Annotated in this window: 20 protein-coding genes and 1 pseudogene; 15 read left to right on the top strand and 6 right to left on the bottom strand. The window is 72.5% G+C overall.

Annotation, left to right across the window (positions count from 1 at the left end; all coding sequences use genetic code 11):
- Positions 1 to 55: 55 nt before the first annotated feature.
- Positions 56 to 2710, top strand: coding sequence for a DNA polymerase I (gene polA / locus ABZY12_RS25915; protein ID WP_356894335.1), 2655 nt, complete (start codon positions 56 to 58; stop codon positions 2708 to 2710).
- Positions 2711 to 2834: 124 nt separating this feature from the next.
- Here the strand turns inward: polA and ABZY12_RS25910 are convergent, their stop codons facing one another.
- Entirely contained in the window at positions 2835 to 3698 is an 864-nt protein-coding gene (locus ABZY12_RS25910) for a DUF4184 family protein (RefSeq protein ID WP_356894299.1), read from the bottom strand.
- A 189-nt stretch (positions 3699 to 3887) separates the two neighbouring features.
- On the opposite strand from ABZY12_RS25910, the gene ABZY12_RS25905 reads away from it, so the two are divergent.
- The 3 genes from ABZY12_RS25905 (at position 3888) to ABZY12_RS25895 (ending at position 6940) form a co-directional block, all read left to right on the top strand.
- On the top strand, positions 3888 to 5630 hold the full coding sequence (locus ABZY12_RS25905; protein WP_356894297.1) for a lytic transglycosylase domain-containing protein: 1743 nt from the start codon (positions 3888 to 3890) through the stop codon (positions 5628 to 5630).
- A 168-nt stretch (positions 5631 to 5798) separates the two neighbouring features.
- Entirely contained in the window at positions 5799 to 5939 is a 141-nt protein-coding gene (locus ABZY12_RS25900; protein ID WP_356894295.1) for an SPW_0924 family protein, read from the top strand.
- 11 nt (positions 5940 to 5950) lie between these two features.
- On the top strand, positions 5951 to 6940 hold the full coding sequence (locus tag ABZY12_RS25895; protein WP_356894293.1) for a DUF3068 domain-containing protein: 990 nt from the start codon (positions 5951 to 5953) through the stop codon (positions 6938 to 6940).
- On the opposite strand, the gene hrpB is transcribed toward ABZY12_RS25895, so the two are convergent.
- A complete protein-coding gene (gene hrpB, locus ABZY12_RS25890; RefSeq protein WP_356894291.1) occupies positions 6924 to 9491 on the bottom strand; it encodes an ATP-dependent helicase HrpB in 2568 nt (855 codons plus the stop codon). The two genes, ABZY12_RS25895 and hrpB, sit on opposite strands and share 17 nt — an antisense overlap.
- 100 nt (positions 9492 to 9591) lie before the next feature.
- Positions 9592 to 10419: a methyltransferase domain-containing protein gene (locus tag ABZY12_RS25885; RefSeq protein WP_356894289.1), complete on the bottom strand. Its 828-nt coding sequence runs from the start codon at positions 10417 to 10419 to the stop codon at positions 9592 to 9594.
- 345 nt (positions 10420 to 10764) lie between these two features.
- Between ABZY12_RS25885 and rpsA the strand changes: the two genes are divergently transcribed.
- Positions 10765 to 12267, top strand: a complete 1503-nt coding sequence (rpsA, locus tag ABZY12_RS25880) for a 30S ribosomal protein S1 (RefSeq protein WP_019885395.1) — start codon at positions 10765 to 10767, stop codon at positions 12265 to 12267.
- A 103-nt stretch (positions 12268 to 12370) separates the two neighbouring features.
- Here the strand turns inward: rpsA and ABZY12_RS25875 are convergent, their stop codons facing one another.
- Positions 12371 to 13324, bottom strand: coding sequence for a right-handed parallel beta-helix repeat-containing protein (locus ABZY12_RS25875; RefSeq protein WP_356894287.1), 954 nt, complete (start codon positions 13322 to 13324; stop codon positions 12371 to 12373).
- Positions 13325 to 13528: 204 nt separating this feature from the next.
- On the opposite strand from ABZY12_RS25875, the gene ABZY12_RS25870 reads away from it, so the two are divergent.
- The 3 genes from ABZY12_RS25870 to ABZY12_RS25860 all read left to right on the top strand — a co-directional run bounded on the left by ABZY12_RS25870 (position 13529) and on the right by ABZY12_RS25860 (position 15693).
- Positions 13529 to 14467, top strand: coding sequence for a PAC2 family protein (locus tag ABZY12_RS25870; protein WP_356894285.1), 939 nt, complete (start codon positions 13529 to 13531; stop codon positions 14465 to 14467).
- Positions 14468 to 14511: 44 nt separating this feature from the next.
- On the top strand, positions 14512 to 15129 hold the full coding sequence (gene coaE, locus ABZY12_RS25865) for a dephospho-CoA kinase (protein WP_356894283.1): 618 nt from the start codon (positions 14512 to 14514) through the stop codon (positions 15127 to 15129).
- A 195-nt stretch (positions 15130 to 15324) separates the two neighbouring features.
- On the top strand, positions 15325 to 15693 hold the full coding sequence (locus ABZY12_RS25860; protein ID WP_356894281.1) for a tetratricopeptide repeat protein: 369 nt from the start codon (positions 15325 to 15327) through the stop codon (positions 15691 to 15693).
- 34 nt (positions 15694 to 15727) lie between these two features.
- Here ABZY12_RS25860 and ABZY12_RS25855 read toward each other — a convergent pair whose 3' ends face one another.
- Positions 15728 to 15997 carry a DUF6343 family protein gene (locus tag ABZY12_RS25855; RefSeq protein WP_356894279.1) on the bottom strand — a complete coding sequence of 90 codons (270 nt, stop codon included), beginning with the start codon at positions 15995 to 15997 and terminating at the stop codon, positions 15728 to 15730.
- Positions 15998 to 16090: 93 nt separating this feature from the next.
- On the opposite strand from ABZY12_RS25855, the gene ABZY12_RS25850 reads away from it, so the two are divergent.
- The 5 genes and pseudogenes from ABZY12_RS25850 (at position 16091) to ABZY12_RS25830 (ending at position 20721) form a co-directional block, all read left to right on the top strand.
- Positions 16091 to 17182, top strand: coding sequence for an ADP-ribosylglycohydrolase family protein (locus ABZY12_RS25850; RefSeq protein WP_356894277.1), 1092 nt, complete (start codon positions 16091 to 16093; stop codon positions 17180 to 17182).
- Between the two features lie 44 nt (positions 17183 to 17226).
- Positions 17227 to 17672 (top strand): annotated as a pseudogene (locus ABZY12_RS25845) (class I SAM-dependent methyltransferase).
- 124 nt (positions 17673 to 17796) lie between these two features.
- Complete coding sequence (locus tag ABZY12_RS25840) at positions 17797 to 18240, top strand: DoxX family protein (RefSeq protein ID WP_356894275.1); 444 nt, start codon at positions 17797 to 17799, stop codon at positions 18238 to 18240.
- A gap of 46 nt (positions 18241 to 18286) precedes the next feature.
- Entirely contained in the window at positions 18287 to 19186 is a 900-nt protein-coding gene (locus ABZY12_RS25835) for a helix-turn-helix transcriptional regulator (protein ID WP_356894273.1), read from the top strand.
- A gap of 107 nt (positions 19187 to 19293) precedes the next feature.
- Positions 19294 to 20721, top strand: a complete 1428-nt coding sequence (locus tag ABZY12_RS25830) for an alpha/beta fold hydrolase (RefSeq protein WP_356894271.1) — start codon at positions 19294 to 19296, stop codon at positions 20719 to 20721.
- 86 nt (positions 20722 to 20807) lie between these two features.
- Here the strand turns inward: ABZY12_RS25830 and ABZY12_RS25825 are convergent, their stop codons facing one another.
- On the bottom strand, positions 20808 to 21143 hold the full coding sequence (locus ABZY12_RS25825) for a hypothetical protein (RefSeq protein ID WP_356894269.1): 336 nt from the start codon (positions 21141 to 21143) through the stop codon (positions 20808 to 20810).
- Positions 21144 to 21343: 200 nt separating this feature from the next.
- Between ABZY12_RS25825 and ABZY12_RS25820 the strand changes: the two genes are divergently transcribed.
- Together ABZY12_RS25820 and ABZY12_RS25815 are read left to right on the top strand one after the other, a co-directional pair.
- Positions 21344 to 24208 carry a DEAD/DEAH box helicase gene (locus tag ABZY12_RS25820; RefSeq protein ID WP_356894267.1) on the top strand — a complete coding sequence of 955 codons (2865 nt, stop codon included), beginning with the start codon at positions 21344 to 21346 and terminating at the stop codon, positions 24206 to 24208.
- Positions 24205 to 25491, top strand: a complete 1287-nt coding sequence (locus ABZY12_RS25815) for an SWIM zinc finger family protein (RefSeq protein WP_356894265.1) — start codon at positions 24205 to 24207, stop codon at positions 25489 to 25491. Before ABZY12_RS25820 ends, ABZY12_RS25815 begins: the two co-directional genes overlap by 4 nt.
- Positions 25492 to 25519: the final 28 nt, after the last annotated feature.

Here is a 25519-nt window from a genome sequence, read left to right as displayed (position 1 = left end):
CGTGGCCGAGACAGCATCGAAGAAGACCGAAGACAACCGTCCCCGTCTGCTCCTCATGGACGGGCACTCCCTCGCGTACCGGGCGTTCTTCGCACTGCCCGCGGAGAACTTCACCACCGCGAGCGGACAGACGACGAACGCGATCTACGGCTTCGCGTCGATGCTGGCGAACACGCTGCGCGACGAGGCGCCCACGCACTTCGCGGTCGCGTTCGACGTGTCCCGCAAGACCTGGCGCTCGGCCGACTTCCCCGAGTACAAGGCGAACCGCTCGAAGACCCCGGACGAGTTCAAGGGGCAGGTCGAGCTGATCGGCGAGCTGCTCGACACCATGAACGCGGTGCGGTTCGCGGTGGACGGCTTCGAGGCCGACGACGTGATCGCCACGCTCGCCACCCAGGCCGAGGCGGCCGGCTTCGACGTTCTGATCGTCACGGGCGACCGCGACTCCTTCCAGCTGGTCACCGACCACGTGACCGTGCTGTACCCCACCAAGGGCGTCTCCGAGCTGACCCGCTTCACCCCGGAGAAGGTCCAGGAGAAGTACGGCCTGACCCCCTCGCAGTACCCCGACTTCGCCGCCCTGCGGGGTGACCCGTCCGACAACCTCCCCGGCATCCCCGGTGTCGGCGAGAAGACCGCCACGAAGTGGATCAACCAGTTCGGGTCGTTCGCGGAGCTCGTCGAGCGCGCCGACGAGGTCAAGGGCAAGGTCGGCCAGGCCCTGCGCGACCATCTGGAGTCGGTCAAGCTCAACCGCCACCTCACCGAGCTCGTGCGGGACGTCGAGCTGCCCCGGACCGTCGCCGACCTCGAGCGCGCCCCGTACGACAGGACCGCCCTCAAGGGCTTCCTGGAGGTCCTGGAGATCCGCAATCCGAGCCTGCGCGAGCGCCTGCTCGCGGTCGACCCCGGCGCGGAGGAGGAAGAGGCCCCGGCCCCCGACGCGGGCCTCGAGCTGGACGGTACGGTCCTGGGCGCGGGCGAGCTGGCCTTCTGGCTGGAGCAGCACGGCGGTCAGCCGCTCGGTGTCGCCACCGTCGCCACCTGGGCCCTGGGCGTCGGCAATGTCAGCGAGGTCGCACTCGCGGCGGCCGACGGCAAGGCGGCCTGGTTCGACACGACCCGGCTCGACGAGTCCGACGAGCGGGCCTTCGCCGCCTGGCTCGCGGACCCGGCCCGGCCGAAGGTGATGCACAACGCCAAGGAGTCCCTGCGGGTCTTCCCCGAGCACGGCTGGCACATCGAGGGCATCACGATGGACACCGCGCTCGCCGCCTATCTGGTCAAGCCGGGCCGTCGCTCCTTCGCGCTGGACGCGCTCTCCGTCGAGTACCTCCACCGCGAGCTGGCCCCGGCCGCCGCCGACGGGCAGCTGGCGTTCGGTACCGACGAGCACGCCGAGGCGGACGCCCTGATGGCGCAGGCCCGTGCGGTCCTCGACCTCGGTGAGGCGTTCGGCGACAGGCTCGGCGAAGTCGGCGCGACGGATCTGCTGCACGATGTCGAACTGCCGACGTCCCTGCTCCTGGCCCGGATGGAGCGGCACGGCATCGCCGCCGACCGTGCCCATCTGGAGGCCATGGAGCAGCAGTTCGCGGGCGCGGTGCAGCAGGCGGTGAAGGAGGCACACGCCTCCGTCGGTCACGAGTTCAACCTCGGCTCGCCCAAGCAGCTCCAGGAGGTCTTCTTCGGCGAGCTGAACCTCCCGAAGACGAAGAAGACCAAGACGGGTTACACCACGGACGCCGACGCGTTGGCCTGGCTGGCCGCGCAGACCGAGCACGAGCTGCCGGTGATCATGCTCCGCCACCGCGAGCAGGCCCGGCTGCGCTCCACGGTCGAGGGCCTGATCAAGACGATCGCCGCCGACGGCCGGATCCACACCACCTTCAGCCAGACCGTCGCCGCGACCGGACGCCTCTCCTCCACCGACCCGAACCTGCAGAACGTGCCGGTCCGCACCGACGAGGGCCGGGCCATCCGCCACGGCTTCGTCGTGGGCGAGGGCTTCGAGGCCCTGATGACCGCCGACTACAGCCAGATCGAACTGCGGGTGATGGCCCACCTGTCCGAGGACGAGGGCCTCATCGAGGCGTTCACCTCCGGCGAGGACCTGCACACGACGGTCGCCTCGCAGGTCTTCGGCGTCGAGCGGTCCGCCGTCGACGCGGAGATGCGGCGCAAGATCAAGGCCATGTCCTACGGCCTGGCGTACGGCCTGTCCGCCTTCGGCCTCTCGCAGCAGCTGAACATCGAGGCGGGCGAGGCCCGCGCCCTGATGGACACCTACTTCGAGCGCTTCGGCGGGGTACGGGACTATCTGCGCCGGGTCGTCGACGAGGCCCGGGCGACCGGCTACACCGAGACGATGCTCGGCCGCCGCCGCTACCTCCCCGACCTGAACAGCGACAACCGCCAGCGCCGCGAGGCCGCCGAGCGGATGGCGCTGAACGCCCCGATCCAGGGCACCGCGGCCGACATCGTGAAGGTCGCCATGCTGAACGTGGACCGCGCCCTGACGGAGGCCGGCCTCTCCTCCCGCATGCTCCTCCAGGTCCACGACGAGATCGTCGTGGAACTGGCCCCCGGAGAGCGCGAGCGGGTCGAGGCCCTGGTCCGTCAGGAGATGTCCTCGGCGGTCTCCCTCCGCGCCCCGCTCGACGTCTCGGTGGGCGTCGGCCCGGACTGGGAGTCGGCGGCGCACTGACGACCGGACGGCCGGCGAAGCGCGCGGAAGGGGCGCCCGCGCCGGGCGCGCGAGCGCCCTCGTCGGCCGTCGGCCCTCCTGGTCGGCGGAGCGGCGGCCCGCGGCCACACACCGGCCGGCGACGTCAGCGAGAGCCCCGACGGGAGCGCACCGGCTCACGATCCGGGGCTCCCGGGCTCGGAGCCACAGGCGTCCCGCGCAGCCGCACGACCGCCCCGTACAGCACCAGACCGAGGGCGAGCCCCGCGCCGGCCCCGAAGCAGGCGGTCGGAATGATGTCGAGCGGCGTCTCGATTCGGCCCCAGTACGCGTACCAGCGCAGGCATCGGTGCACGATGCCCGCCAGGACGCACCCGCCGATCAGCCCGGTCGCCAGCCACCGCCCCCGTCGGTCGAGCACCGGGAACCCCGGCGGCAGCGCCGCCCCTTCGGGCGCCGCGCGCAGCGCCCGCACCGTGAACCACACCAGCAGCCCCAGGGCCAGCGCCGAACCGCCGTACTGCGCGTACAGATAGACGGGGAAGCCGGCCACGATCTCGCTGAGGAACGGAAGCGAGCGCGTGCCCCAGCGGTCGAGGTGGGTGAAGGCGTCCCAGACCACATGGGTCGTCGCCCCCAGCACCGCGGAGAGACAGAACCACGCGGCCAGCGCCGCCGGCCGGCGCTCCCGCCAGGGGCGGCCGCGCAGCAAGGTGTACACCCGCGCCTGACGACCGGCCGGCAGCAGGGCCACGAGCGGCTCACGCACCATCAGCCAGACCGCCACCAGCAGCGCGGTGATGAGGACGTCGACCGTCACGATTCCCACCGGCGCGTGCGTGACGTCCCCGAAGAACATCGCGTCCGGGACCGCCGTCGCCGCGAAATAGGTCATGTCGGGAGAGAACGACCCCGCCGCGAGCGCCGACGCGACCAGCGGCCCCCGTGCGGTGCCGTCTCTCCGGATCCCCGGCAGCACGGCGGCGGCATGACTGAGTGTGAAAGGCATCGGACGTCCCCCTTATACGGTCACGCCCAGTATGCGGGAGTGATGTTCGTCGGATCCCGGGCGGCCAAGAGGTGACGAAAGCGTGAAACACGGTCAGACGCCGGTGTGCCGGGGCGCGGAGTTGTCATAGGGTCTCCTGAGTCCACGCGCGGGGAGCGCGAGTGCACTCGACGGGGAGGGAACGTACGTATGGCAGCGCAATTCGGCCGTCGGCTGCGCAGGGGGGCCACGAGCGGTGCCGTGGTGGCGGCGGCGGTCGCGGCGCTGGCCGCTTCGCAGGCTCCGGGCATGACACCGCCCCCCGCCGACAACGCGAGCGGCGACCAGTCGATCGGCACCGGCGACTCGACGACGCCGCCGGAGGACTCGGCCACCGGCCAGTCCCCGTACTACACCGACCTCCCGCCGCTGAACACCCCCAACAAGCCCGGCACTTCCGTCGACCTGCCGATCGTCACCGGTCCGGCCGAGGCGGGCATCCCCGCGACCGTCCTCGCCGCGTACAAGCGCGCGGAGCAGTCCATACGGTCCAGCGACCCCGGCTGCCACCTGCCGTGGCAACTGCTCGCGGGCATAGGCAAGGTCGAGTCCGGTCAGGCGCGCGGCGGCCGGGTGGACGCCAACGGCACCACCTCCTCGCCGATCCTCGGCCCGGTGCTCAACGGTGTCGGCTTCGCCAACATCTCGGACACCGACGACGGCGCGTTCGACGGCGACTCGACGCACGACCGGGCGGTCGGCCCGATGCAGTTCATCCCCTCCACCTGGGCCACCTGGGGGCAGGACGCCAACGGCGACGGCCGCAAGGACCCCAACAACATCTACGACGCCGCCCAGGCCGCCGGTCTCTATCTCTGCGCCAACAACCGCGACCTCGCGGTCAAGGCCGACCTGGACCGGGCGATCCTCAGCTACAACCGCTCGACCGAGTACCTGCACACGGTGCTCTCCTGGTTCGAGTACTACAAGCGCGGCACCCACCAGGTCCCGGACGGCACGGGCGTGCTGCCGGTCGACCGCAGCGACAACTCCCCTGGCGGCACCACGCCGACACAGACGACGCCCGCGAGCCCGTCCCCCTCCCCGTCGACGCCGCCGGCCACGGCCAAGCCGAAGCCGAAGCCGTCGAACCCGAGCACGTCGCCGACGACTCCGCCGCCCACTCCGCCCGCGTCGGTGCGCGTGGTACGCATCAAGGACGCCGGCACGGGCACGCTGACGGCGACCGCGGGTGGCGTCTTCGCCGGACGCCCGACGGTCGCCGCCGTCGACTCGGCGGGCAAGCCCGTCGCCGGAATCAGCGTCCGCTTCGAGATCATCGGGACCACCGGCGCGAACTTCGGCGGTGTGGCCAAGAGCGTCACCCTCACCACGGGCTCCACGGGCAAGGTCGTCACGCCGCTCCTCCGGGCGGGCGAAGAGCTGGGCGCGTTCACCGTGCGGGCCACCGTCGTGGGCCGGAGCATGGCGCCCGTCGAGTTCCGCGCCACCGTCACCGCCCGGCAGGCCGACACCCTGGTCCGCGGCGACGCCAAGGAGCTGACGGCCACCACCGGCGAACGGTTCGCCGACCGGGTGCTGGTGAAGGCCACCCTCGACGGTGCCGCCGCCTCCTCGGTCGCCCTCACGGCCACCATGGTCGACTCGGCACAGGATTCCCAGGCGGCCACGAAGGGTCCGTACTTCAAGGACGCGAACGGCGACCCGCTGCGGACGCTCACCGGTCTGAAGACGGACGAGAACGGTCTGCTCACCCTGCCGGACATCTACGCGGACGGCGAGGCGGGAACCTTCCTGCTCCGGCTGACCACGCCCGGCGGCGGCAGCCTGATCGTCGAACTCAAGGTCACCGCACCGGCCCCCGAGCCCACCCCGTCCCCGACGACGTCGCCGGACGCCTCCCCGAATCCCACGCCCAGCTCCACCTCCTGAGCCGTACGGGGCCGTCCCCCGCGCGACTTCCGTGCCGCCCCTCCGTCCCGCCGTGGACGGAGGGGCGGCCTTTCGCGTTCTGAGTGCGACGTGTTCTCATCTCGCGGCCGCGTTGCTACGGTGCCCCATCCCTGACGCCGCATCAGATCGAGCACCGGGAGGCCGACCATGCGCGCCCTCGTCGCCGCCGCCATCGGGCTGGTCCCAGTCCTCCTCGTCATCCTGCTCGTCTCGGTGGCCGAGCTGCCGCCCGACGGCCCCACCTCCCCCCGCCCCCTCCTCACCGCCGACCCCGGCCCCAAGAAGTAGGAGGAGCCCCCATGCGCCGCCGCGCCAGCCTCGTCCTGCTCTCCTTCGCCGTCTTCTTCGTCGCCATGGCCCCCACCCTGCGCTGGTACGCCTTCCCCCGGCTGGCGAAGATCCCGCCGAACCAGTACCAGGAGACGGTCCTGGAGGCGAAGCCGGCGACACTCCTCAACTACTCCACGCTCAAGGCCGAGAAGATCGAGAAGCTCACGATCATCCAGACCCTCAAGGGCAACGTGGAGGAGTCCAGGAAGATCGAGCGCGACGCCGGCCGCGACGTCGTCGTCTGGGACTCGCTCTCCTTCGTCGCCGGGCCCGACGGCAAGATGGTGTCCAAGATCCCCGAGCGGTACATCTTCGACGCCCACACCCAGGAGCCGGTCCACGCCACCGGCGAGATGGTCGACGGCGACCCCGTCCGGCGCGAGGGCATCGAGTTCAAATGGCCCTTCCTCACCGAGAGGCGGGACTACCAGTACTTCGACGCCCAGACCCGCACCTCCGCCCCCATCCACTACAAGGGCACCCAGACCTTCCGCGGCCTGGAGGTCTACTACTTCGAGCAGACCATCCCCTGGACCGAGGTCCCCATGCCGAAGGCCATGCCGGTCAAGGGCATCACCCCGGAGATCCTCGCCGATTCGGGCCTCACCCGGTGGTACACCACCAAGCGCATGTTCTGGGTCGACCCCGTCACCGGAGCCCCGGTCAACGGCGAGGAGATCCACAAGGAGGAGCTCCGCAACGCCCGGGCGATGATGGGCCAGGACACCGTCACCGTCTTCGAGGGCCATGTGAAGATGCGCGAGGACTACATCACCGCCATCGTCGAGCTGGTCGAGTCCAACCGCCTCATGGTTCTGCTGCTCGTCTCCTATCTGCCGTGGAGCTTCCTCCTCCTGGGTCTGGCCCTCTTCGCCCTCGCCCTGTGGCTGGAGGCCCGTGCCCGCCGCCCGGAGGCGGAGCCCGGCCCCGCGCCGGAGCCCGTCATCGCTCCCGTCTGAGCCGCGCGCTGGTGTGCCGGGTCGGTTCGGCTGTCCCGGGGTCCTCCGGCCACGGATGCCGGGGGTAGCGGCCGCGCAGCTCCGCCCGCACCGATCGGTAGCCCTCCCGCCAGAACGAGGCCAGATCGGTGGTGACGGCCGCCGGCCGGCCGGCCGGGGAGAGGAGATGGACCAGGACCGGCGTCCCGGCGACCCGGGGCGTTTCGGCGAGCCCGAACATCTCCTGCAACTTGACCGCGAGAACCGGCTGCTCGCCGCCGTAGTCGACGCGTATCCGCGAGCCGCTCGGCACCTCGATCCGCTCCGGCGCCAGCTCGTCGAGCCGGGCCGCCTCACCCGTCGCCCACGGCAGCAGCCGCTGGAGCGCCTGACCGGCGTCGATCCGGCCGAGGTCGGTCCGCCGCCGCGCACGGGACAGCTCCGGCTCCAGCCACTCCTCCGCCCGGTCCAGGAGCACCCCGTCCGAGACATCGGGCCACGGCTCGCCCAGGACCCGGTGGAGGAAACCGAGCCGCCGACGCAGCTCCTCCGACTCGCGGCTCCACCGCAGCAGCCCCAGCCCCTCACGCCGCAGCCCGTCGAGCAGCGCCTCACGGACGAGACCGGCGTCGGCGTCCTCCCGGAGCGGGCGCACCGCCAGTTCGACGGCGCCCAGGCGTGCCACCGAGCGGGCGACCACGTCCCCGTCCTCCCAGCGCACCTCCTCGCCGGCGGTGAGCAGATGCCCCGCCGCGGCCCGCGCCACGTCCTCGTCCACCACGGCCGCCAACCGCACCCGTGCCGTCGCGTTCTGCGCCGTCCGGTCTGCCACGGCGACGGCCAGCCAGGGAGCGGAGCGCAGAGCGGAACCCTCGGCGAGCGAGGCACCCGTCCCCGACACCATCAGGAACCCCCCGCCCGGACGCGCCCGGGCCACCCGCTCCGGAAAGGCCAGGGCGGTCACCAGGCCGGCCGCGGCGTCGTCGCCGGCGCCCGGAGCACCCGCCACCCCGCCGGCCCCCGGCCCGCGCGGGGCGGTCCCCGCCTCGGCGATCGACCGCTCCAGACGCCGGGCCTCCGTCTTCCAGCGCGCCCCGTACCCGTCGCCGCCCCGCCGCGCCGCACGCCAGGCCGCCGCCAGATCGTCGCCGTACTCCCGCGGCGGTTCCTCGCCCAGCAGCGCCACCACCTCGGCCGCCCGCCGGGCACCGACCGCGGGCGCGCCGTCCAGGAGCGCCCGGGCCAGCCGGGGATGCACGCCGAGCCGGGACATCCGCACCCCACGCTCCGTGGCCCGGCCGTCCTCGCCCACCGCGCCGATCGCCGTCAGTACGGAACGGGCCGCCGCCATCGCCCCGGCGGGCGGGGCGTCCAGCAGCGCGAGTCCGGCCGCGGAGGGGTCGCCCCAGCAGGCCGTGCGCAGGGCGAACGAGGCCAGGTCCGCGATCTTTATCTCCGGGGACGGGAACCTCGCCCGGCGCCCGTCGTCCGCCTCCGCCCAGCAGCGGTACACCGTCCCGAACGCCTCCCGCCCCGCCCGGCCCAGGCGCTGGGTCGCCCCGGCGATCGACACCGGCACCGTCGCCAGCGAGCCGAGGCCCCGCGCGTGGTCCATCCGGGGCTCCCGGGCGAGCCCCGAGTCCACGACGATCCGCACCCCCGGCACCGTCAGGCTCGACTCCGCCACGGCCGTCGCCAGGACCACCCTGCGGCGCCCGCCCGGCTCGGTCCCGCGCAGCACCGCGTCCTGCACGGCGGCCGGGGCCCTGCCGTGCAGCTGGAGGACCTCCGCGTCCACGCCGTCCAGCATCCCGGCCGTGCGCGCGATCTCTCCCGTACCGGGAAGGAAGCAGAGGACGTCTCCCTCGTGCCGCTCCATCGCCAGCCGCACCGTCGCCGCCACGTGCCGCAGCAGGGCCGGATCCACCCACGTGCCGTGCGCCGGCCGGATCCCGGCCGGCGGTGGGGCGAAGTGGACTCGGCAGCCGTGTCCCTCGCCCGTCGCCCGCACGACCGGCGCCGGCCCCGAACCGTCCAGGACCGTGAGGAGCTCCGCCCACGCCTCGGCGTCGCTGGTCGCCGAGGCGGCGATCAGCTTCAGCTCCGGCCGCAGCGTCGCCCGTACGTCCACGAGGAACGCCATCGCCGTGTCCGCGTCCAGATGGCGCTCGTGGCACTCGTCGAGCAGCACCACGTCCACGCCGGTGAGTTCCTGATCGCGCTGCAGGCGCTGGAGCAGGACACCGGTCGTGACCACCTCGACCCGCGTCGCGGGGCCGGCCCGCCGCTCGCCGCGGACCGAGAAGCCGACGGCCTCGCCGACCTCCTGGCCAAGCAGCCACGCCATCCGCCGCGCCGCCGCTCGCACCGCCATCCTGCGCGGCTCGGCCACCAGCACCCGCCGCCGCGGTCCGTCCCCTATGAGCCCCGCGAGCGCCAGCGGCACCAGCGTCGTCTTGCCGGTGCCGGGAGGCGCGTACAACACCGCCGTGCCGCGCTCGTCGAGCGCGTTCAGCAGCTCGGGGACGGCATGGCGGACGGGAAGGCGGTCGAGTGCGTCGTTTCGGATCACGCACTCAGTTTCATACGTCGTCGCCGGTGGCGGGCCCCACTGTCCACAGGGCCGGTGCGCTCATATGACTGGTCTCGTGACCGGTCCCGTGCGCGGACGCCTAGTCGCGTGCGCAGACGAAGATCGCCGTCCCCGGGATCAGATTGCCACGCAGCGGTGACCAGCCACCCCACTCCTGGTCGTTCCACGCGGGCCACTCCGGCTCGACCAGGTCCACCAGCCGGAAACCGCCGGCCACCACGTCCCTCACCCGGTCCCCGATCGTCCGGTGGTGCTCCACGTACACCGCCCGCCCCTCCTCGTCCTGCTCGACATAGGGAGTGCGGTCGAAGTAGGAGGCCGCGACCGACAGGCCCTCGGGGCCCGGCTCGTCCGGGAACGCCCAGCGGATCGGATGCGTCACCGAGAAGACCCACCGGCCACCGGGCCGCAGCACCCGGCGCACCTCACGGAACACCCGCACCGGGTCGGCCACGAACGGCACCGCGCCGTACGCCGAGCAGGCCAGGTCGAAGGAGCCGTCCCGGAAGGGCAGCGCCCCCGCGTCCGCCTCGACCAGCGGCACGTCCTCGCCGATCCGCAGCGCGTGCTGGAGCTGGCGGTGCGAGAGGTCCAGCGCGACCGGCCTGGCGCCCTGCCGAGCGAGCCAGCGGGAGCACTGCGCCGCCCCCGCCCCGATCTCCAGGATGTCCAGGCCCTTCAGCGAACCGGCCGGACCCAGCAGTCCGGCATCGGCCTCGTCGAGTCCTTCGGGGCCCCAGACGAACCGGTCGTCCCCGAGGAACGCTCCGTGGTCGTTCTGGTACTCGTCGGCGTTCCGGTCCCACCAGCCCCGACTCGCCCGGCTGCTCTCCGCGTCCCCGGCGTCACGCCGGGTCGCCTCCGGCTCCAACCCGCCCTCGTCTTCCGGTCCGTACTCTTGGTTCATCTCGCCCGTCGATGTAGTTTGCGCACAGCGCGGCTGCGCGGCCCCTGTGGCCCGGAGGCGTGGGGTGACTTGAGTTGTGCCGGTTATGCGGCGATCTGCCCCGGGTGCGCGCTTCGCGCATTGACCCTGTCCGGCCGCCCCCGTATGCTAAAGGTTGCGCTGCGGGCCTGCGCGCCTCAGACGGAGCAGGCCGCGCTCGCACCTGTTGTATGTCCCCTCGGTTTTCGAGGCGCCCCCGTTCGCGCGGGACGGCGCTTCATTGGCTGTCCGGCTTCTTGGTGCGATACGGGCTCACGGCGTAGCAGTACCTACGACTTTCTGTCCGTAACCGGAGCCCTTTCCCACATGACGAGCAGCACCGAGACCACCGCCACCACCCCGCAGGTTGCGGTCAACGACATCGGTAACGAGGAAGCCTTCCTCGCCGCGATCGACGAGACGATCAAGTACTTCAACGACGGCGACATCGTCGACGGCGTCATCGTGAAGGTCGACCGGGACGAGGTCCTGCTCGACATCGGTTACAAGACCGAAGGTGTCATCCCGAGCCGCGAGCTCTCGATCAAGCACGACGTCGACCCGAACGAGGTCGTCAAGGTCGGCGACGAGATCGAGGCCCTGGTCCTCCAGAAGGAGGACAAGGAAGGCCGCCTGATCCTCTCGAAGAAGCGGGCCCAGTACGAGCGCGCCTGGGGCACGATCGAGAAGATCAAGGAAGAGGACGGCATCGTCACCGGTACCGTCATCGAGGTCGTCAAGGGTGGTCTCATCCTCGACATCGGCCTCCGCGGCTTCCTCCCGGCCTCCCTGGTCGAGATGCGTCGTGTCCGCGACCTCCAGCCCTACGTGGGCAAGGAGCTCGAGGCGAAGATCATCGAGCTGGACAAGAACCGCAACAACGTGGTCCTGTCCCGCCGTGCCTGGCTGGAGCAGACCCAGTCCGAGGTCCGCCAGACCTTCCTCACGACCCTCCAGAAGGGTCAGGTCCGCTCCGGCGTCGTGTCCTCGATCGTCAACTTCGGTGCCTTCGTGGACCTGGGTGGCGTCGACGGCCTCGTGCACGTCTCCGAGCTGTCCTGGAAGCACATCGACCACCCCTCCGAGGTTGTCGAGGTCGGCCAGGAGGTCACCGTCGAGGTTCTCGACGTGGACATGGACCGCGAGCGTGTCTCCCTGTCGCTGAAGGCGACGCAGGAGGACCCGTGGCAGCAGTTCGCCCGGACGCACCAGATCGGCCAGGTCGTTCCCGGCAAGGTCACCAAGCTGGTTCCGTTCGGTGCGTTCGTCCGCGTGGACGAGGGCATCGAGGGTCTGGTCCACATCTCCGAGCTGGCCGAGCGTCACGTGGAGATCCCGGAGCAGGTCGTCCAGGTCAACGACGAGATCTTCGTCAAGGTCATCGACATCGACCTCGAGCGTCGTCGCATCAGCCTCTCGCTGAAGCAGGCCAACGAGTCCTTCGGTGCCGACCCGGCCTCGGTCGAGTTCGACCCGACCCTGTACGGCATGGCCGCGTCCTACGACGACCAGGGCAACTACATCTACCCCGAGGGCTTCGACCCCGAGACCAACGACTGGCTCGAGGGCTACGAGACCCAGCGCGAGGCCTGGGAGACCCAGTACGCCGAGGCGCAGCAGCGCTTCGAGCAGCACCAGGCTCAGGTCATCAAGTCCCGCGAGGCCGACGAGGCCGCCGCTGCCGAGGGTGGCGCCGCCGCTCCGGCCGGTGCCCCGGCGGGCGTCTCGGGTGGTTCGTACTCCTCGGAGTCGGACGACAACTCCGGCGCCCTGGCGTCGGACGAGGCCCTGGCGGCCCTGCGCGAGAAGCTGGCCGGCGGCCAGAGCTGAACGCTCTGACCACCAGCTGACAGGCTGAAGCGACGAGGCCCGCTCCCCCTCGGGGGAGCGGGCCTCGTGCCGTTTCGGGGGTGACGGCTCAGGGCGTGACCGCTCAGGGGGTGACGGCGATGTTCGTCAGCCCCTTTCCGCCGGTGACCGTGTTCGAGCCGTACACCGTCGTCCTGCAGCTGCCGCTCTGGTTGGTGACGTAGATCGCGAGCTGCTTGGAGCCCGTCGCGCCCGTCAGGTCCGACCGATTGCCGCGGAAGACCGTCCCGCAGCCCCAGCCGCTCTGCTGGGTGTGGGTCTCGAAACCGTTGTTGATGGTGTTGCGGCCGGTGTTGTTCTCCACCAGCACGTTGTTGCCCTTGACGTCCACCCAGGAGTCGTCGAAGTGGGCGCCGGTGAGACCGCGGCCGTCGAAGGTGTTCCCGATGATCTTCGTGCCGGTGGTGCCCTCCTTGACGTCGACCGCCTCCCCGCCGACGTCCGGCCCGATCGTGTTGTTCAGGATCTGTACGTTGTCGCTCTTGTCGGAGAGGGTGTTGGCGCTTCCGACGTAGACCCCCTCGCCCATGCCGCGCCCGTCGTTGCCGGTGTCGTAGATCCGCGAGTTCTTGATGACACCGTTCTTACTGGAGTTGCGGAAGTGCACGCCCTCCATGTCCAGGTCGTGCACGGTCACCCCGTCGATCACCACGCCGTTCGCCGCATCGGTCATGATCCCCTTCTGCCCGCCGGTCACGGTGACGCCCTTGACCGTCCAGTACGAGGCGCCGTTGAGGTGCAGGCCGTAGCCGCCGCCGGCGGTGAGTACCGCGCGCGAGGAGCCGGTGAGGGTGATCCGGGCGGATGGGGTGCCCGGGGCGGTGGCCTTGAAGTTCCCGGTGTACGTCCCGTCGGCGAGATGGATCGTGTCGCCGGGCCGGGCGTTGGTGAGCGCGGTCTTGAGCTGGGCGGCGGTCGACACCTCGATGGTGGCCGCGGTGGCCGGCGTGGCGGCGAGCGGTACGGCGAGGAGGGCCGTCACCGGAAGCAGGGACAGGAGCAGCGTTCGGGTGCGCATGGGGGTGCCTTCCCGTAGAAGCGAGGGTTCTCGTATATGTACGGCGAACGACTGGCTGAACGCGGTGCTGCCCCGTGACGGTAGGGACGGCCCATGGGCATGTCAAGGTCTGGACCAGTGAGTGCGGAGATGGATCACCTGTGCGGGGAATGCCTCACCCTTGGGAGACGTTCCTTCTGAGGAACACGAGGAGGAGCGGTAATCGTGCTTGATCCCCAGGATTTGTACGAATGGGACCAGAAGGGCCTGGCCGTGGTGGACCTGGCCCTGGCGCAGGAGTCGGCCGGGCTGGTCATGCTCTACCACTTCGACGGATACATCGACGCGGGTGAGGCCGGCGAACAGATCGTCGACCGCCTGCTCGACACGCTGCCCCACCAGCTGGTGGCCCGCTTCGACCACGACCGGCTCGTGGACTACCGTGCCCGCCGGCCGCTGCTCACCTTCCGGCGCGACCGCTGGACCGCGTACGACACGCCCGCGATCGAGGTCCGCCTCGTCCAGGACGCCACCGGCGCGCCCTTCCTGCTGCTCTCCGGCCCCGAGCCGGACGTCGAGTGGGAGCGCTTCGCCGCCGCGGTCCGCCAGATCGTCGAGCGCCTCGGTGTACGGCTCGCCGTGAACTTCCACGGCATCCCCATGGGCGTGCCGCACACCCGTCCCGTCGGTCTGACCCCGCACGGCAGCCGCACCGACCTCATGCCCGGCCACCGCAGCCCCTTCGACGAGGCGCAGGTGCCCGGCAGCGCCGAGGCGCTCGTCGAGTACCGGCTCTCGGAGTCCGGCCATGACACCCTCGGTGTCGCCGCGCACGTTCCGCACTATGTCGCCCGGGCCTCCTACCCGGACGCCGCCCTGACCGTCCTGGAGGCCATCACGGCCGCCACGGGTCTCGTCCTGCCCGGCATCGCCCACGCGCTGCGCACGGAGGCGCGGCGCACGCAGACCGAGATCGAGCGCCAGATCGGTGAGGGCGACGACGAACTGGTGGCCCTGGTTCAGGGCCTTGAGCACCAGTACGACGCCATGGCGGGCGCCGAGACGCGGGGCAGCCTGGTCGCCGAGCCCGTCGACCTGCCGTCGGCGGACGAGCTGGGCCGCGAGTTCGAGCGCTTCCTCGCCGAACGCGAGGGCGACGCGTAACCCCACGGAGGCGACGGGCGGGCGGGGGTCCTAAGCTGCCGCTCATGCTGAAGGTGGGCCTGACCGGCGGTATCGGCGCCGGCAAGAGTGAAGTGTCGCGGCTGCTCGTCTCGTACGGAGCCGTGCTGATCGACGCCGACAGGATCGCGCGCGAGGTCGTCGAGCCCGGGACTCCCGGGCTCGCGGCCGTCGTGGAGGCGTTCGGTACGGAGATCCTGACGGAGGGGGGCACCCTCGACCGGCCGAAGCTCGGCTCGATCGTCTTCGCCGACACCGACCGGCTGGCCACCCTCAACGCCATCGTCCACCCGCTGGTGGGCGCCCGCTCCGCCGAGCTGGAGAGCGAGGCCGGGCCGGACGACGTGGTCGTCCACGACGTGCCGCTGCTCACCGAGAACGGGCTCGCCCCGCTCTACGACCTGGTCGTGGTCGTGGACGCGTCCCCGGAGACGCAGCTCGACCGGCTGGTACGGCTGCGTGGCATGGCCGAGCCGGAGGCCCGCGCCCGGATGGCGGCCCAGGCCACGCGCGCGCAGCGGCGGGCCGTCGCGGATCTCGTCATCGACAACGACGGGCCGTTGGAGGCGCTCGAGCCGCAGGTGAGGAAGGTCTGGACGGAGCTGACGCGGCGGGCCGCGTCGGACGACCGTCCGACCCGGTGAGCCGGGCCGAGCCGAGCCCGGTCGGGCCGCACCGCACCGCGAGGACGCGTCACCGCGACCGATCGGTCACCGCCCGGCGTGGGTAGGCATCGCGGGGGTACGGCGGTCCGACCGTCATTCCGTAGGGAATATCCGTATGGAATACCGCTGCCACGCCCGATGTTGAACCGCCGGAGCAAAGGGAAGGATGTCACCGTGGCCGAGAGGAACCCGGAAACCCACGTCATCGACTTTCGCGCCGCCGAGCAGTTGCTCGCCGCGCGCGACCCGCGCGGTGCCGTGAAGCTGCTCGATTCGGTGATCGCCGCCCACCCCGAGAACACGGCGGCGCGGCTGCTGCGAGCCCGCGCGTTCTTCGCCGCCGCCCAACTGCGCCCGGCTGAGCTGGAGTTCGAACTGGTCCTGGAACGCGAGCCCGACAACGCCTTCGCCCACTTCGCACTCGCCCGCACCTTCCAGCGCTCCGGGCGCCCCGACCAGGCCACTCGCCACTTCCGGCTCGCCGCCGCGCTCGACCCGAAGCCGGAGTACCTCGAGGCGGCCCGCTTCGGCACGGAGGACTGACCGCGGCGGAGGTCTTCCTTCCCGCCCGGGCGGGTCAGCGGCGGGGGCCGCCGTGGTCCGGTTCGTACGGCGGAATGTCGCGTCCCGGTTGCCAGTGTGGCCCTTGCCGCAGGTGGCGCACGACCATCGCCATGTCGCACAGAACCACCAGGAAGAGCACCCCGCAGGCGGCGGCCCACCCGGGCCGGCCGATCAGGGCGAAGATCGTGGTACCGAAGGCCGCCCAGATCAGACCCCATAGACTCAACCAGAACCGCATGCGCAGAGGACTGCGTGCGGTCGTCGGCTCATTCCCAGTACGCATGACGGTCGCTTCTCCCGGCGAGAGCCCCGAGGCCTACTGAAGGTGTACCCCTGAGGGGGAGATGTGAACGGACGGACAGGGTGGGAGACGGCTGTGCGCCGCTCCCGGGTACGGGGCTGCCTGCTGGGCGGCGCCATCGGGGACGCGCTGGGCAACCCCGTCGAGTTCCTCTCACTGGAGGCCATGCGACGGACCCACGGTGAGTACGGGCTGACCGGCATGGTGCCGGACACGGACGGGGTGATCGGACGGGTCACCGACGACACCCAGATGACCCTCTTCACCGCGGAAGGACTCATCCGCGCCCGCGCGCGTTCTGTCAGCAAGGGCGCGGGCGAGACGACCGCCTGCGTCCAGCACGCGTACCGCCGATGGCTCGACACCCAGAACCACCCCTCCCCGCCCGCCCGCGGAGGTACGGACGTCGTCCGTACGGGCTGGCTGCGCACCCAGCCCTGGCTGTACGCGCGACGGGCGCCGGGCAACGCGTGCCTGACGGGCGTCGCGGCCGGACATGTGCCCCCGCGGTACGGGAAGATCGGGACCGGGCCGGTCAACCCCCAGTCGAAGGGGTGCGGCACGGTGATGCGCTCGGCCCCCTTCGGGCTGACCGGTGACACCGCCGACGAGGCCTTCGATCTGGCCGCCCTGTGCGCCCAGATCACCCATGGGCACCCCACCGCGGCCCTGGCTTCCGGTACGTTCGCCGCGATCGTGACGTACCTGCTCGAAGGAGAGTCGGCGCAGGGCGCCGTCCTGCGGTCGATGGAACTGCTACGGCGCCGAACGGGCCACGAGGAGACGACGGCCGCCCTGCGGGCGGCGGTCGACCTGTCTGGTGGGCGGCCGAGAGCCGAGCTGGTGGAGTCCCTGGGCGCGGGCTGGGTCGCCGAAGAGACCCTGGCCATCGCCGTGTACTGCATGCTCGTCCGCACCCATTCCGTGGAGCACGCTCTGTTGCTCTCCGTCAACCACTCGGGAGACAGCGACTCGACCGGTGCCGTCTGCGGCAACCTCTTGGGCGCACTGTACGGAGACGCCCAACTGCCGCTGGAATGGCTGATGATGACGGAGGGGCGGGCGGTCATCACCGAGTTGGCCGACGACCTTTCGCTCCAGTGCGAGAACCGCGAACTCAGGCCCGGAGTGCCCGTTCACTCGTTGGAGCGTTATCCCGATTGCTGACGCCGTCGCGGGAACGGCTTCCGGAGGCGTCACGTTCTCCGGTCATGGGCGGACCGACGCGTGAGGGACACCAAGGGACAGGGCCCGGAGCGATCACCCCGGACGGATGCGCCGTCGAGCTGTACCGGCGGCTCGCGGTCGGGAGCGAGCCCGATGTGATCGAGGCGGCCGTGCCGGCCGGCGCGACGCTGCTCGAACTGGGCAGCGGGGCGGGGCGTGTGACCGGGCCCCTCGTGGAGCGGGGATTCGCCGTCACCGCGGTCGACGAGTCGGCGGAGATGCCGGCCGCCGTCCGCGAGCGGGTGCCCGGTGTGGAGACCGTGCGGAGCCCGATGTACCTCTTCCCGGACGCGCGCTGGACCCAGACGTTCCTGTCCGGCCCCTCGGTGAGGAGGACTTCGAGCGGTACCTGGGCGAGGCCGGGCTCGTCGTGGACGCCAGGCTGACGGACGACGGGACGTGGGTGAGGGCCCGCCCCAAGTCGCGCTGAGGGAAATCGAGATCGGACGCCGATGCCGCGATGAGTTCTCGGCGCCCGCCCCGTCTACCTCTGTGACAAGCGAACGCGAAAGCGACGCGAGAGCGAACGCGACGCCCACACGAGGAGATTGACCATGGCCAGCACCACGACCGCCGCCGCCGCGAGCACCGTCGACGTCACCCGTCGCCCGAGCCGTCGCCTCGACCTCACCGTCCGCGTGTTCCAGATCCTGCTCGCGCTCGCCTTCGCGATCCCGAGCGCCGCGCCCAAGCTGATCGGTCACTGGTCGGCCGCCGAGTCCTTCGACCGGATCGGGTGGGGCGACTGGCTGATGTACACCGTCGGCGCTCTCGAACTGGCGGGAGCGATCGCGCTGGTGATCCCGATCCTGTCGAGCGCCTCGGCGACCGCGCTGACCGGCCTGATGATCGGGGCCTTCGTCACGCAGATGACCGTCTTCGACGGCCAGTACGCCCTGACGCCGCTCCTCTTCGCCGTGCCGCTCGTCGTCATCGCCTGGACGCGCCGCCACCACAACGAGGAGCTGCTCGCCCTGGTCCTCCGACGCCGGGTGTGAGGCGGGGCACCACGGGGGATCCCTCCCCCGACCGGGGGAGGCACGGATGGGCGAAGAGCGACGTGACGTCGGGGAGTTGCTCCGCAGCGAGGCCGTGAGAGAACGGCGCGGGGCGCTACGCCAGCGGATCACGACCGAGCGGATCACCGTGTGCGACATCCTCTGCTGCGAAGACCGGCCCACGCTCGTCGGCCCCGGCTACTCCGACGCGTACACGGTGGTGCTCACCCGCTCCGGCGGGTACCTGCGGCAGGTCGCGGGGGAGGAGTTCTTCGTCGACCCGACCGGCGGCTATCTGACCCGCCCCGGCGACGAGCACAAGGTCGCGCACCCCGTCGGCACCGGTGACAGGTCCACCGAGATCCGCATCGGCGAGCGGCTCTTCGCGGACCGCTTCGACAGCCGACCCACGACCCGACGCCGCACCGCCGCCTGGCGCTTCAGCGTCACCGGCGCCACCGACCTGGACCACCGGGCCCTCCTGGCCGCCGCCCGCCGGGGAGCCGACGCCTTCGAACTGGCCGACAGACTCCACCGGTTACTGGACCAAGTCGCCACCTCCGCCGGCCACTGGCGCACCGACACGACCGCACGCCCCGCCACCGCGCGCGTGCACGGGGACCTCGTCCGCGACACCTGCGCCGCCCTGGCCGCCGCCACCCCCGCGCCCGGCCTCACCCTGGAGGAGCTGGCCCGCACCGTCGGAGCGTCCCCGCACCATCTGAGCCGGGTCTTCCGAGCGGTCACCGGCACTACCCTCACGCGCTACCGCAACGACCTGCGCCTCCGCGGTGTGCTGCACGCGATCGAGGAGGGCGAGGAGAGCCTGCGAACCCTCGCGCACACGTACGGCTTCGCCGATCAGGCCCATCTGACCCGCATGTGCCGGAGCCGTACGGGCCACGTCCCCAGCGTGGTACGGACCCTTCTCGCGCATCGCGCATGAATGTTCAACGCGAGGGGGCCGGCGGACCCGCAGGATGGCGACGGCCGGAATCCGGCCGGCGCCGTGATGCCACGCACGGCGCCACGTCTCGCGACCGGGGAACCACGATGACCCTCCTCACCCGAGCCTGTGCGGCCATGGCGGCGGTCCTCACGGCCGCCGCGTGCGTCGCCTCCGCTCCGGGCAGCGCCGCCGGCGCCCCGCCCGCCACGGCGTCGTCGGCCGGTGCACCGGCGGTGGACGACCGGTCATCGGTGTCGCCCGGGCTCACCGGCCACCGCCCCTGCGCCGGGCAGCCCGACGTGACCTGTGCCGATCTCACCGTGCCCCTGGACCGCGAGGGAGCCGTACCCGGCACCCTGAAGCTCCAGACCGCCGTCCTCGGCAGGGCCGACGCGCCACGGGGCACCCTGCTCTTCCTCACCGGCGGCCCCGGGCAGCCGGGAGTCCCGTTCGTCCCCCGGATCCGCGCCCGGCTGCCCGAGGCGCTCGCCGAGTACCGGCTCGTGATGATCGACCAGCGCGGAACGGGCGGCCAGGCGATCGACTGCCCCGCCCTCCAGAGGGAGGTCGGCAGCAGCGACACCGTCGCTCCCACCCCCGCCGCCGTCACGGCCTGCGCCGATGTCCTCGGAGAGAAGCGGAACCTCTTCACCACCGCCGACACCGTCGCCGACCTGGAAGATCTGCGGCGCGCCCTGGGCGTCCCGTCCTGGACGCTCGACGGCGTCTCGTACGGGACGTTCACCGCCGGCCGGTACGCCCTCACCCACCCCCAGCGGGTCCGCAGGCTCGTCCTGGACTCCGTCGTACCGCTCGACGGTGCCGGGGTGCTGTACGAGGACTCGCTCGGCCACTCCGCGCGGGTGCTGCGCACCGCCTGCCGCGAACAGCGGTGCGGCTTCGACCCGGCGCGCGACCTCGCGAAGGTCGTACGCCGCGACGACAACGGAGTCGGCGTCTTCAACCTGCTCGTGATCGCCAGCATCATCGATCCGAAGCTCGACGATCCGCGGTTCGGCATCCTGAACGCGCTGCACGCCTCAGCGGCCGGCGACCGCGCCCGGCTCGACGCGCTCGTCTCTGGCTTCTCGGCCCCGTCCGACGAGAGCCCGGCCGACTTCAGCGCCGGCCTCCACGCCGCCACGCTCTGCGCCGACTCACGCTGGCCCTGGGGTGACGCCTCCGCACCCGTCGAGGGGCGCGAGCGGGCGCTGCGACGGGCCGTGCAACGCGTCAGGCCGGCGGAGGTGTGGCCGTTCGAGCGCGAGACGGCCGGGGAGCAGGGCATCGCGCGGACCTGCCTGCCCTGGCCCGCCTCGCGGCCCGGCCGGGCGGCGCCGGGATCCACCCTGACCATGCCGGTCCTGCTGCTGGCCGGCGACCGCGATCTGTCGACCCCGGTGCGCTGGGCGCGCGAGCTCGCCGCCAGGACCCCGAGGGCCGAGCTGGTGGTCGTCGAGGGGGCCGGGCACTCCACACAGAGCCGCAGCGACGGGGGAGCGCGCGCGGCGCGGGACTTCCTGCTGCGCTAGCGGAGGTCCGCCGCGCCCGCGCGACGGTGCGCCACGCCCGGGACGGGGGTCCGGGCGTGGCGCGCCGCGAAGCCCTTCGCGGTTGCCTAGTGGACGACGCTGTAGCTGCGCCAGGGCGGGCTGCCGGGCACGATCGTGTCGCCCGACCTGGCGGGGACGTAGGAGCTGTCCTCGCCCCGGCAGTCCGGCGTCGGGTACATGATGAGGTCGACCGCCGTCAGATTCTCGATCTTCGTCGCGCCCTCCTGCACGAGCACGTGGCAGCCCTTGACCGACGGGCTCGTCACCGAGACCTCGACCTCGTGCGGCGTCTCGTACGTGATCGTGCCCACCGCGGTACGGTCGAGGCCGGAGCAGCCCGCGACGGCGAGAGTCAGGAGCGCGGCCCCGGAGGCGGTGCCGAGACGCCGGTGAACGGACATGGCGGATCCTCGTCTGTCGGGCGAAGGCGGCAGAAGCTGTTCCGCAGCCCTGTTCCTCGCCACCCTGCCGCCTGCCGGAGGGGCTGTCACCCGCTGCTGGGCCGCCCGGGCGAAGCGGCGTGAGGGCCGTTGTCAGACCCCACCCGTAAGGTCGGAGGTCCAGTCGGAGTCCGTGTCGGAACGGGGAGGTGAGCGGTGCCGTGACCCATGCCCTGCACAGCCGCGCCGCCGTCTTCCTGCCGGCCGCCCTGCCCCGTGAGGGGCGTGTCGCCTTCTGGGCGCCGGACGGGGGCGCGCTGCCCGATGTCCCGCCCGTGGGGGCGGCGGGCGCGTCCCCGGTGGAGGAGCTGACGGTCGTGCGCCGGCACGGCGCCGGGGTCCGCGGCCGCGCCGTGCGCGCGGTGATCCTGTCCGTCGCCGACGCCCTGCCCCACCTGGTGGCGGCGCGCCACCATCCGGGTGCCCACCCGGCCTCCGCCTGCTGGGGTGCCGCCGCCCTGCACGCCCTGCATCTGACGGCGCGCGGGCGGCTGCTGCCGGGACTGACCGCCGACGACCTCGACGCCTGGCGCGCGGGACCGCTGGACGCCGACGACATCGCCCACCTCCGGGCCGTCGCCGCCGCCATGCCGTACGAAGCCCACGCCGTGCCCGTCCCCGGCGACGGCCCGCTCCGGCTGCCCGAGCCGGAGGCGCTGGTGCGGGCCTTCCTCGACGCGGTCGCCGACACCCTGCCCCGCACCCCCGCCGCGGCCTGCGCGGTCGGCGCGCCCTTCGCCGCGCGCGAACCGCAGCACCTGCCCCGCGCGCGTGCCTGGGCGGCCGAGGCCGCGGCCGGCATGGACGCCGGGGTCCGCGTCTCGCTCCGGCTCGACCTCGCCGGATACGAACTCTTCGACACCGCCGACGAAGGCGGCGACGAGCGACAGGCCGCCGCGGCCCTCCTCCAGGTCCACAGCCTCGCCGACCCCACCCTCGTCATCGACGCCGCCGCCCTGTGGGCGGGTGACGGGGACGAGCGTTTCGGGCCGCGTGCCCGGATCGACGCCCTCCTCGCCCTGCGCCGGGCGGCCCGCGTGTGGCCGCCGCTCGGTCGGCTCCTCGAGCGCGACGTGCCCGACGTCCTCGCGCTGACCGAGGACGAGCTGTACGAGCTGCTCGGCCCCGCCGCCGCGCGGCTCGCCGACGCGGGCGTCGCCGTCCACTGGCCACGCGAACTGGCCCGCTCGCTCAGCGCCTCCGCGGTCGTCCGGCCGGCGCTCTCCGCGCCCGGCTCCGCCACCGACGGCACGGCGTTCTTCGACAGCGAGGAGCTCCTCCGCTTCAACTGGCAGCTCGCCCTCGACGGCGACCCGCTCACCGAGCGCGAGATGGACGCGCTCGCCGAGTCGCACCGGCCCATCGTGCGCCTGCGCGACCAGTGGGTGGTCGTCGACCCCGACCTGGTCCGCAAGGCCCGCAAACGCGAACTCGGCCTGCTGGAACCGGTCGACGCGCTCGCCGTCGCCCTCACCGGCAGCGCGGAGGTCGACGGCGAGACCGTCCGGGCCGTGCCCGTCGGGGCGCTCGCGACCCTGAGGGACCGGCTCCTCGCCGGCCCCGAGGCCGTCGACCCGCCCCCCGGCCTCGACGCCACTCTCCGCGACTACCAGCTGCGCGGCCTCGCCTGGCTGGACCTGATGACCTCGCTCGGCCTCGGCGGCTGCCTCGCCGACGACATGGGCCTCGGCAAGACCGTCACCCTCATCGCCCTGCACCTGCGGCGTGCCCGCCGCGCGCCCACCCTCGTCGTGTGCCCCGCCTCTCTGCTCGGCAACTGGCAGCGGGAGGTCCAGCGGTTCGCCCCCGGCGTCCCCGTACGCCGTTTCCACGGAGCCGACCGCACCCTGGACGGCGTCGACGGCGGCTCCGGCACCGGTGGAATCGTTCTCACCACCTACGGCACGCTGCGCACCAGCGCCTCCCGGCTGGCCGAACAGGAATGGGGGATGGTCGTCGCCGACGAGGCCCAGCACGTCAAGAACCCCTTCTCCGCGACCGCCAAGGCGCTGCGCACCATCCCCACACCGGCGAGGGTCGCCCTCACCGGCACCCCCGTGGAGAACAACCTCTCCGAGCTGTGGGCCCTCCTCGACTGGACCACCCCCGGGCTCCTCGGCCCCCTCAAGGCCTTCCGCTCCCGCCACGCTCGCGCGGTGGAGAACAGCGAGGAGATCGAGAACGACGAGGCCGTCGAGCGGCTCGCCCGGCTGGTCAGGCCGTTCCTGCTGCGCCGCCGCAAGTCCGACCCCGGCATCGTCCCCGAACTGCCGCCCAAGACCGAGTCCGACCACCCCGTGCCCCTCACCCGCGAACAGGCCTCGCTCTACGAAGCGGTGGTACGGGAGACGATGGCGCGGATCGAGGGCGCCGAGGGCATCGCGCGCCGCGGGCTCGTCATGAAGCTCCTCACCTCCCTCAAGCAGATCTGCAACCACCCCGCCCAGTACCTCAAGGAACAGACCGCGAAGGGCGGCGGCACCGCCCGCCTCGCGGGCCGGTCGGGCAAACTCGCCCTGCTCGACGAACTCCTGGACACGATCCTCGCCGAGGACGGTTCCGTCCTCGTCTTCACCCAGTACGTCTCCATGGCACGGCTCCTCGCCGACCATCTGGCCGCCCGGGCGATCCCCGCCCAACTCCTGCACGGCGGCACCCCGGTCGCCGAGCGCGAGCGGATGGTGGACCGCTTCCAGGCCGGCGAGGTGCCCGTCTTCCTCCTCTCGCTGAAGGCCGCGGGCACCGGACTCAACCTGACCCGGGCCGGTCATGTCGTCCACTTCGACCGCTGGTGGAACCCGGCGGTCGAGGAGCAGGCCACCGACCGCGCGTACCGCATCGGGCAGACCCAGCCCGTCCAGGTCCACCGGCTCATCGCCGAGGGCACGGTGGAGGACCGCATCGCCGAGATGCTCCGCGCCAAACAGGCCCTCGCCGACGCCGTCCTGGGCTCCGGCGAGGCGGCGCTGACCGAACTGACCGACCGCGAACTGGCGGACCTCGTATCGCTGAGGAGGCCGTCATGAGCCCCCGCCGGCCGTCCGGCGCCCGCCCCGGCCTCCCCCGCCACGACGACCGCCGCCGCACGTTCCCCCAGCTCGCGCCCCGCGAGGCACCGGACGGGCGCTTCGCCGCCACCTGGTGGGGCAACGCCTGGGTGGAGGCCCTGGAGGACACCGCCCTCGACCCGGCGCGCCTGGCCCGCGGCAAGGCGTACGCCGGACGCGGCCACGTCGACGCGATCACGGTCACCCCGGGCCGGGTCGTCGCCTACGTCCACGGCACCCGCCCCCGCCCGTACCGCACGGAGATCCGGCTGCGCACCCTCGGCGACGACGACTGGGAGCGCTTCCTCGACGAGGCGGCCGCCCGGCCGGACCACATCGCCGCCCTGCTCGACAAGGACGTCCCGCACGCCCTCGAAGCCGTCACCGGACTGCTGCCCGCGCCCGGTGACCTGATCCCCGACTGCTCCTGCCCCGACGACGGCTACCCCTGCAAGCACGCCGCCGCCCTCTGCTACCAGTCCGCGCGGCTCCTCGACGAGGACCCGTTCGTCCTCTTCCTCATGCGCGGGCGCGGTGAACAGGAGATCCTCGCCGCGCTCACCCGCCGCAACGCAGCCCGTTCCGCCGCCGAGACGAGCGCGGCCCCGCCCGTCCTGGCGTCCGTCCCGGCGCGCGCCGTCCTCGCCTCCACCGCCGACAGCGCCGCGCCCAGGTCGATGCCGCTGCCTCCGCCGCTTCCCGTCCCCGCCCATCCCGGCCGCCCCCCGGTCCACCCGCCGGACCCGGACGCCCCCGACCCCCTCGCCCTCGATCTGCTCGCCTCGGAGGCCGCCGCCCGCGCGCACGCCTTCCTGACCACGGGTCACGACCCCGTCGCGGCCCTCACCCCCTGGCAGGACGCCGTCCGGCTTGCCGCCGCGCACCCCGGCTCGGGCCTCACCGCGTCGACCCGCGCGCTCTACCGCGATCTGGCGTACGCCCTCGACCGCACCCCGACGGATCTGGCGCGCGCCGTCGCGGCCTGGCGCCAGGGCGGCCTCGCCGGGCTCACGGTCCTGGAAGAGCCTTGGGACCCGCCCGCCGGCCCCTTCGACCGGGCGCGCCCCGCCCTGCTCGCCGCGGACTACCCCGCCTTCCGCCCCTGGCGCAACCGCCTGTCGACCCGCTCCCTCCAGCTCCGGCTGGGGCGGGACGGCCTCTGGTACGGATACGAGTCGGACGCCGACCGGGAGGACTGGTGGCCCCGCGGCACCCCTGACGCCGATCCCGTCGGCGCACTCACCGATCTGCTGGGACGGTGACCGAGAGGCTGGACGGAGGCTGTTCCTC

This window comes from Streptomyces sp. NPDC006551, from assembly GCF_040611675.1.
Lineage (GTDB): Bacteria > Actinomycetota > Actinomycetes > Streptomycetales > Streptomycetaceae > Streptomyces.
This window is presented reverse-complemented; position numbering and strand designations above follow the sequence as displayed.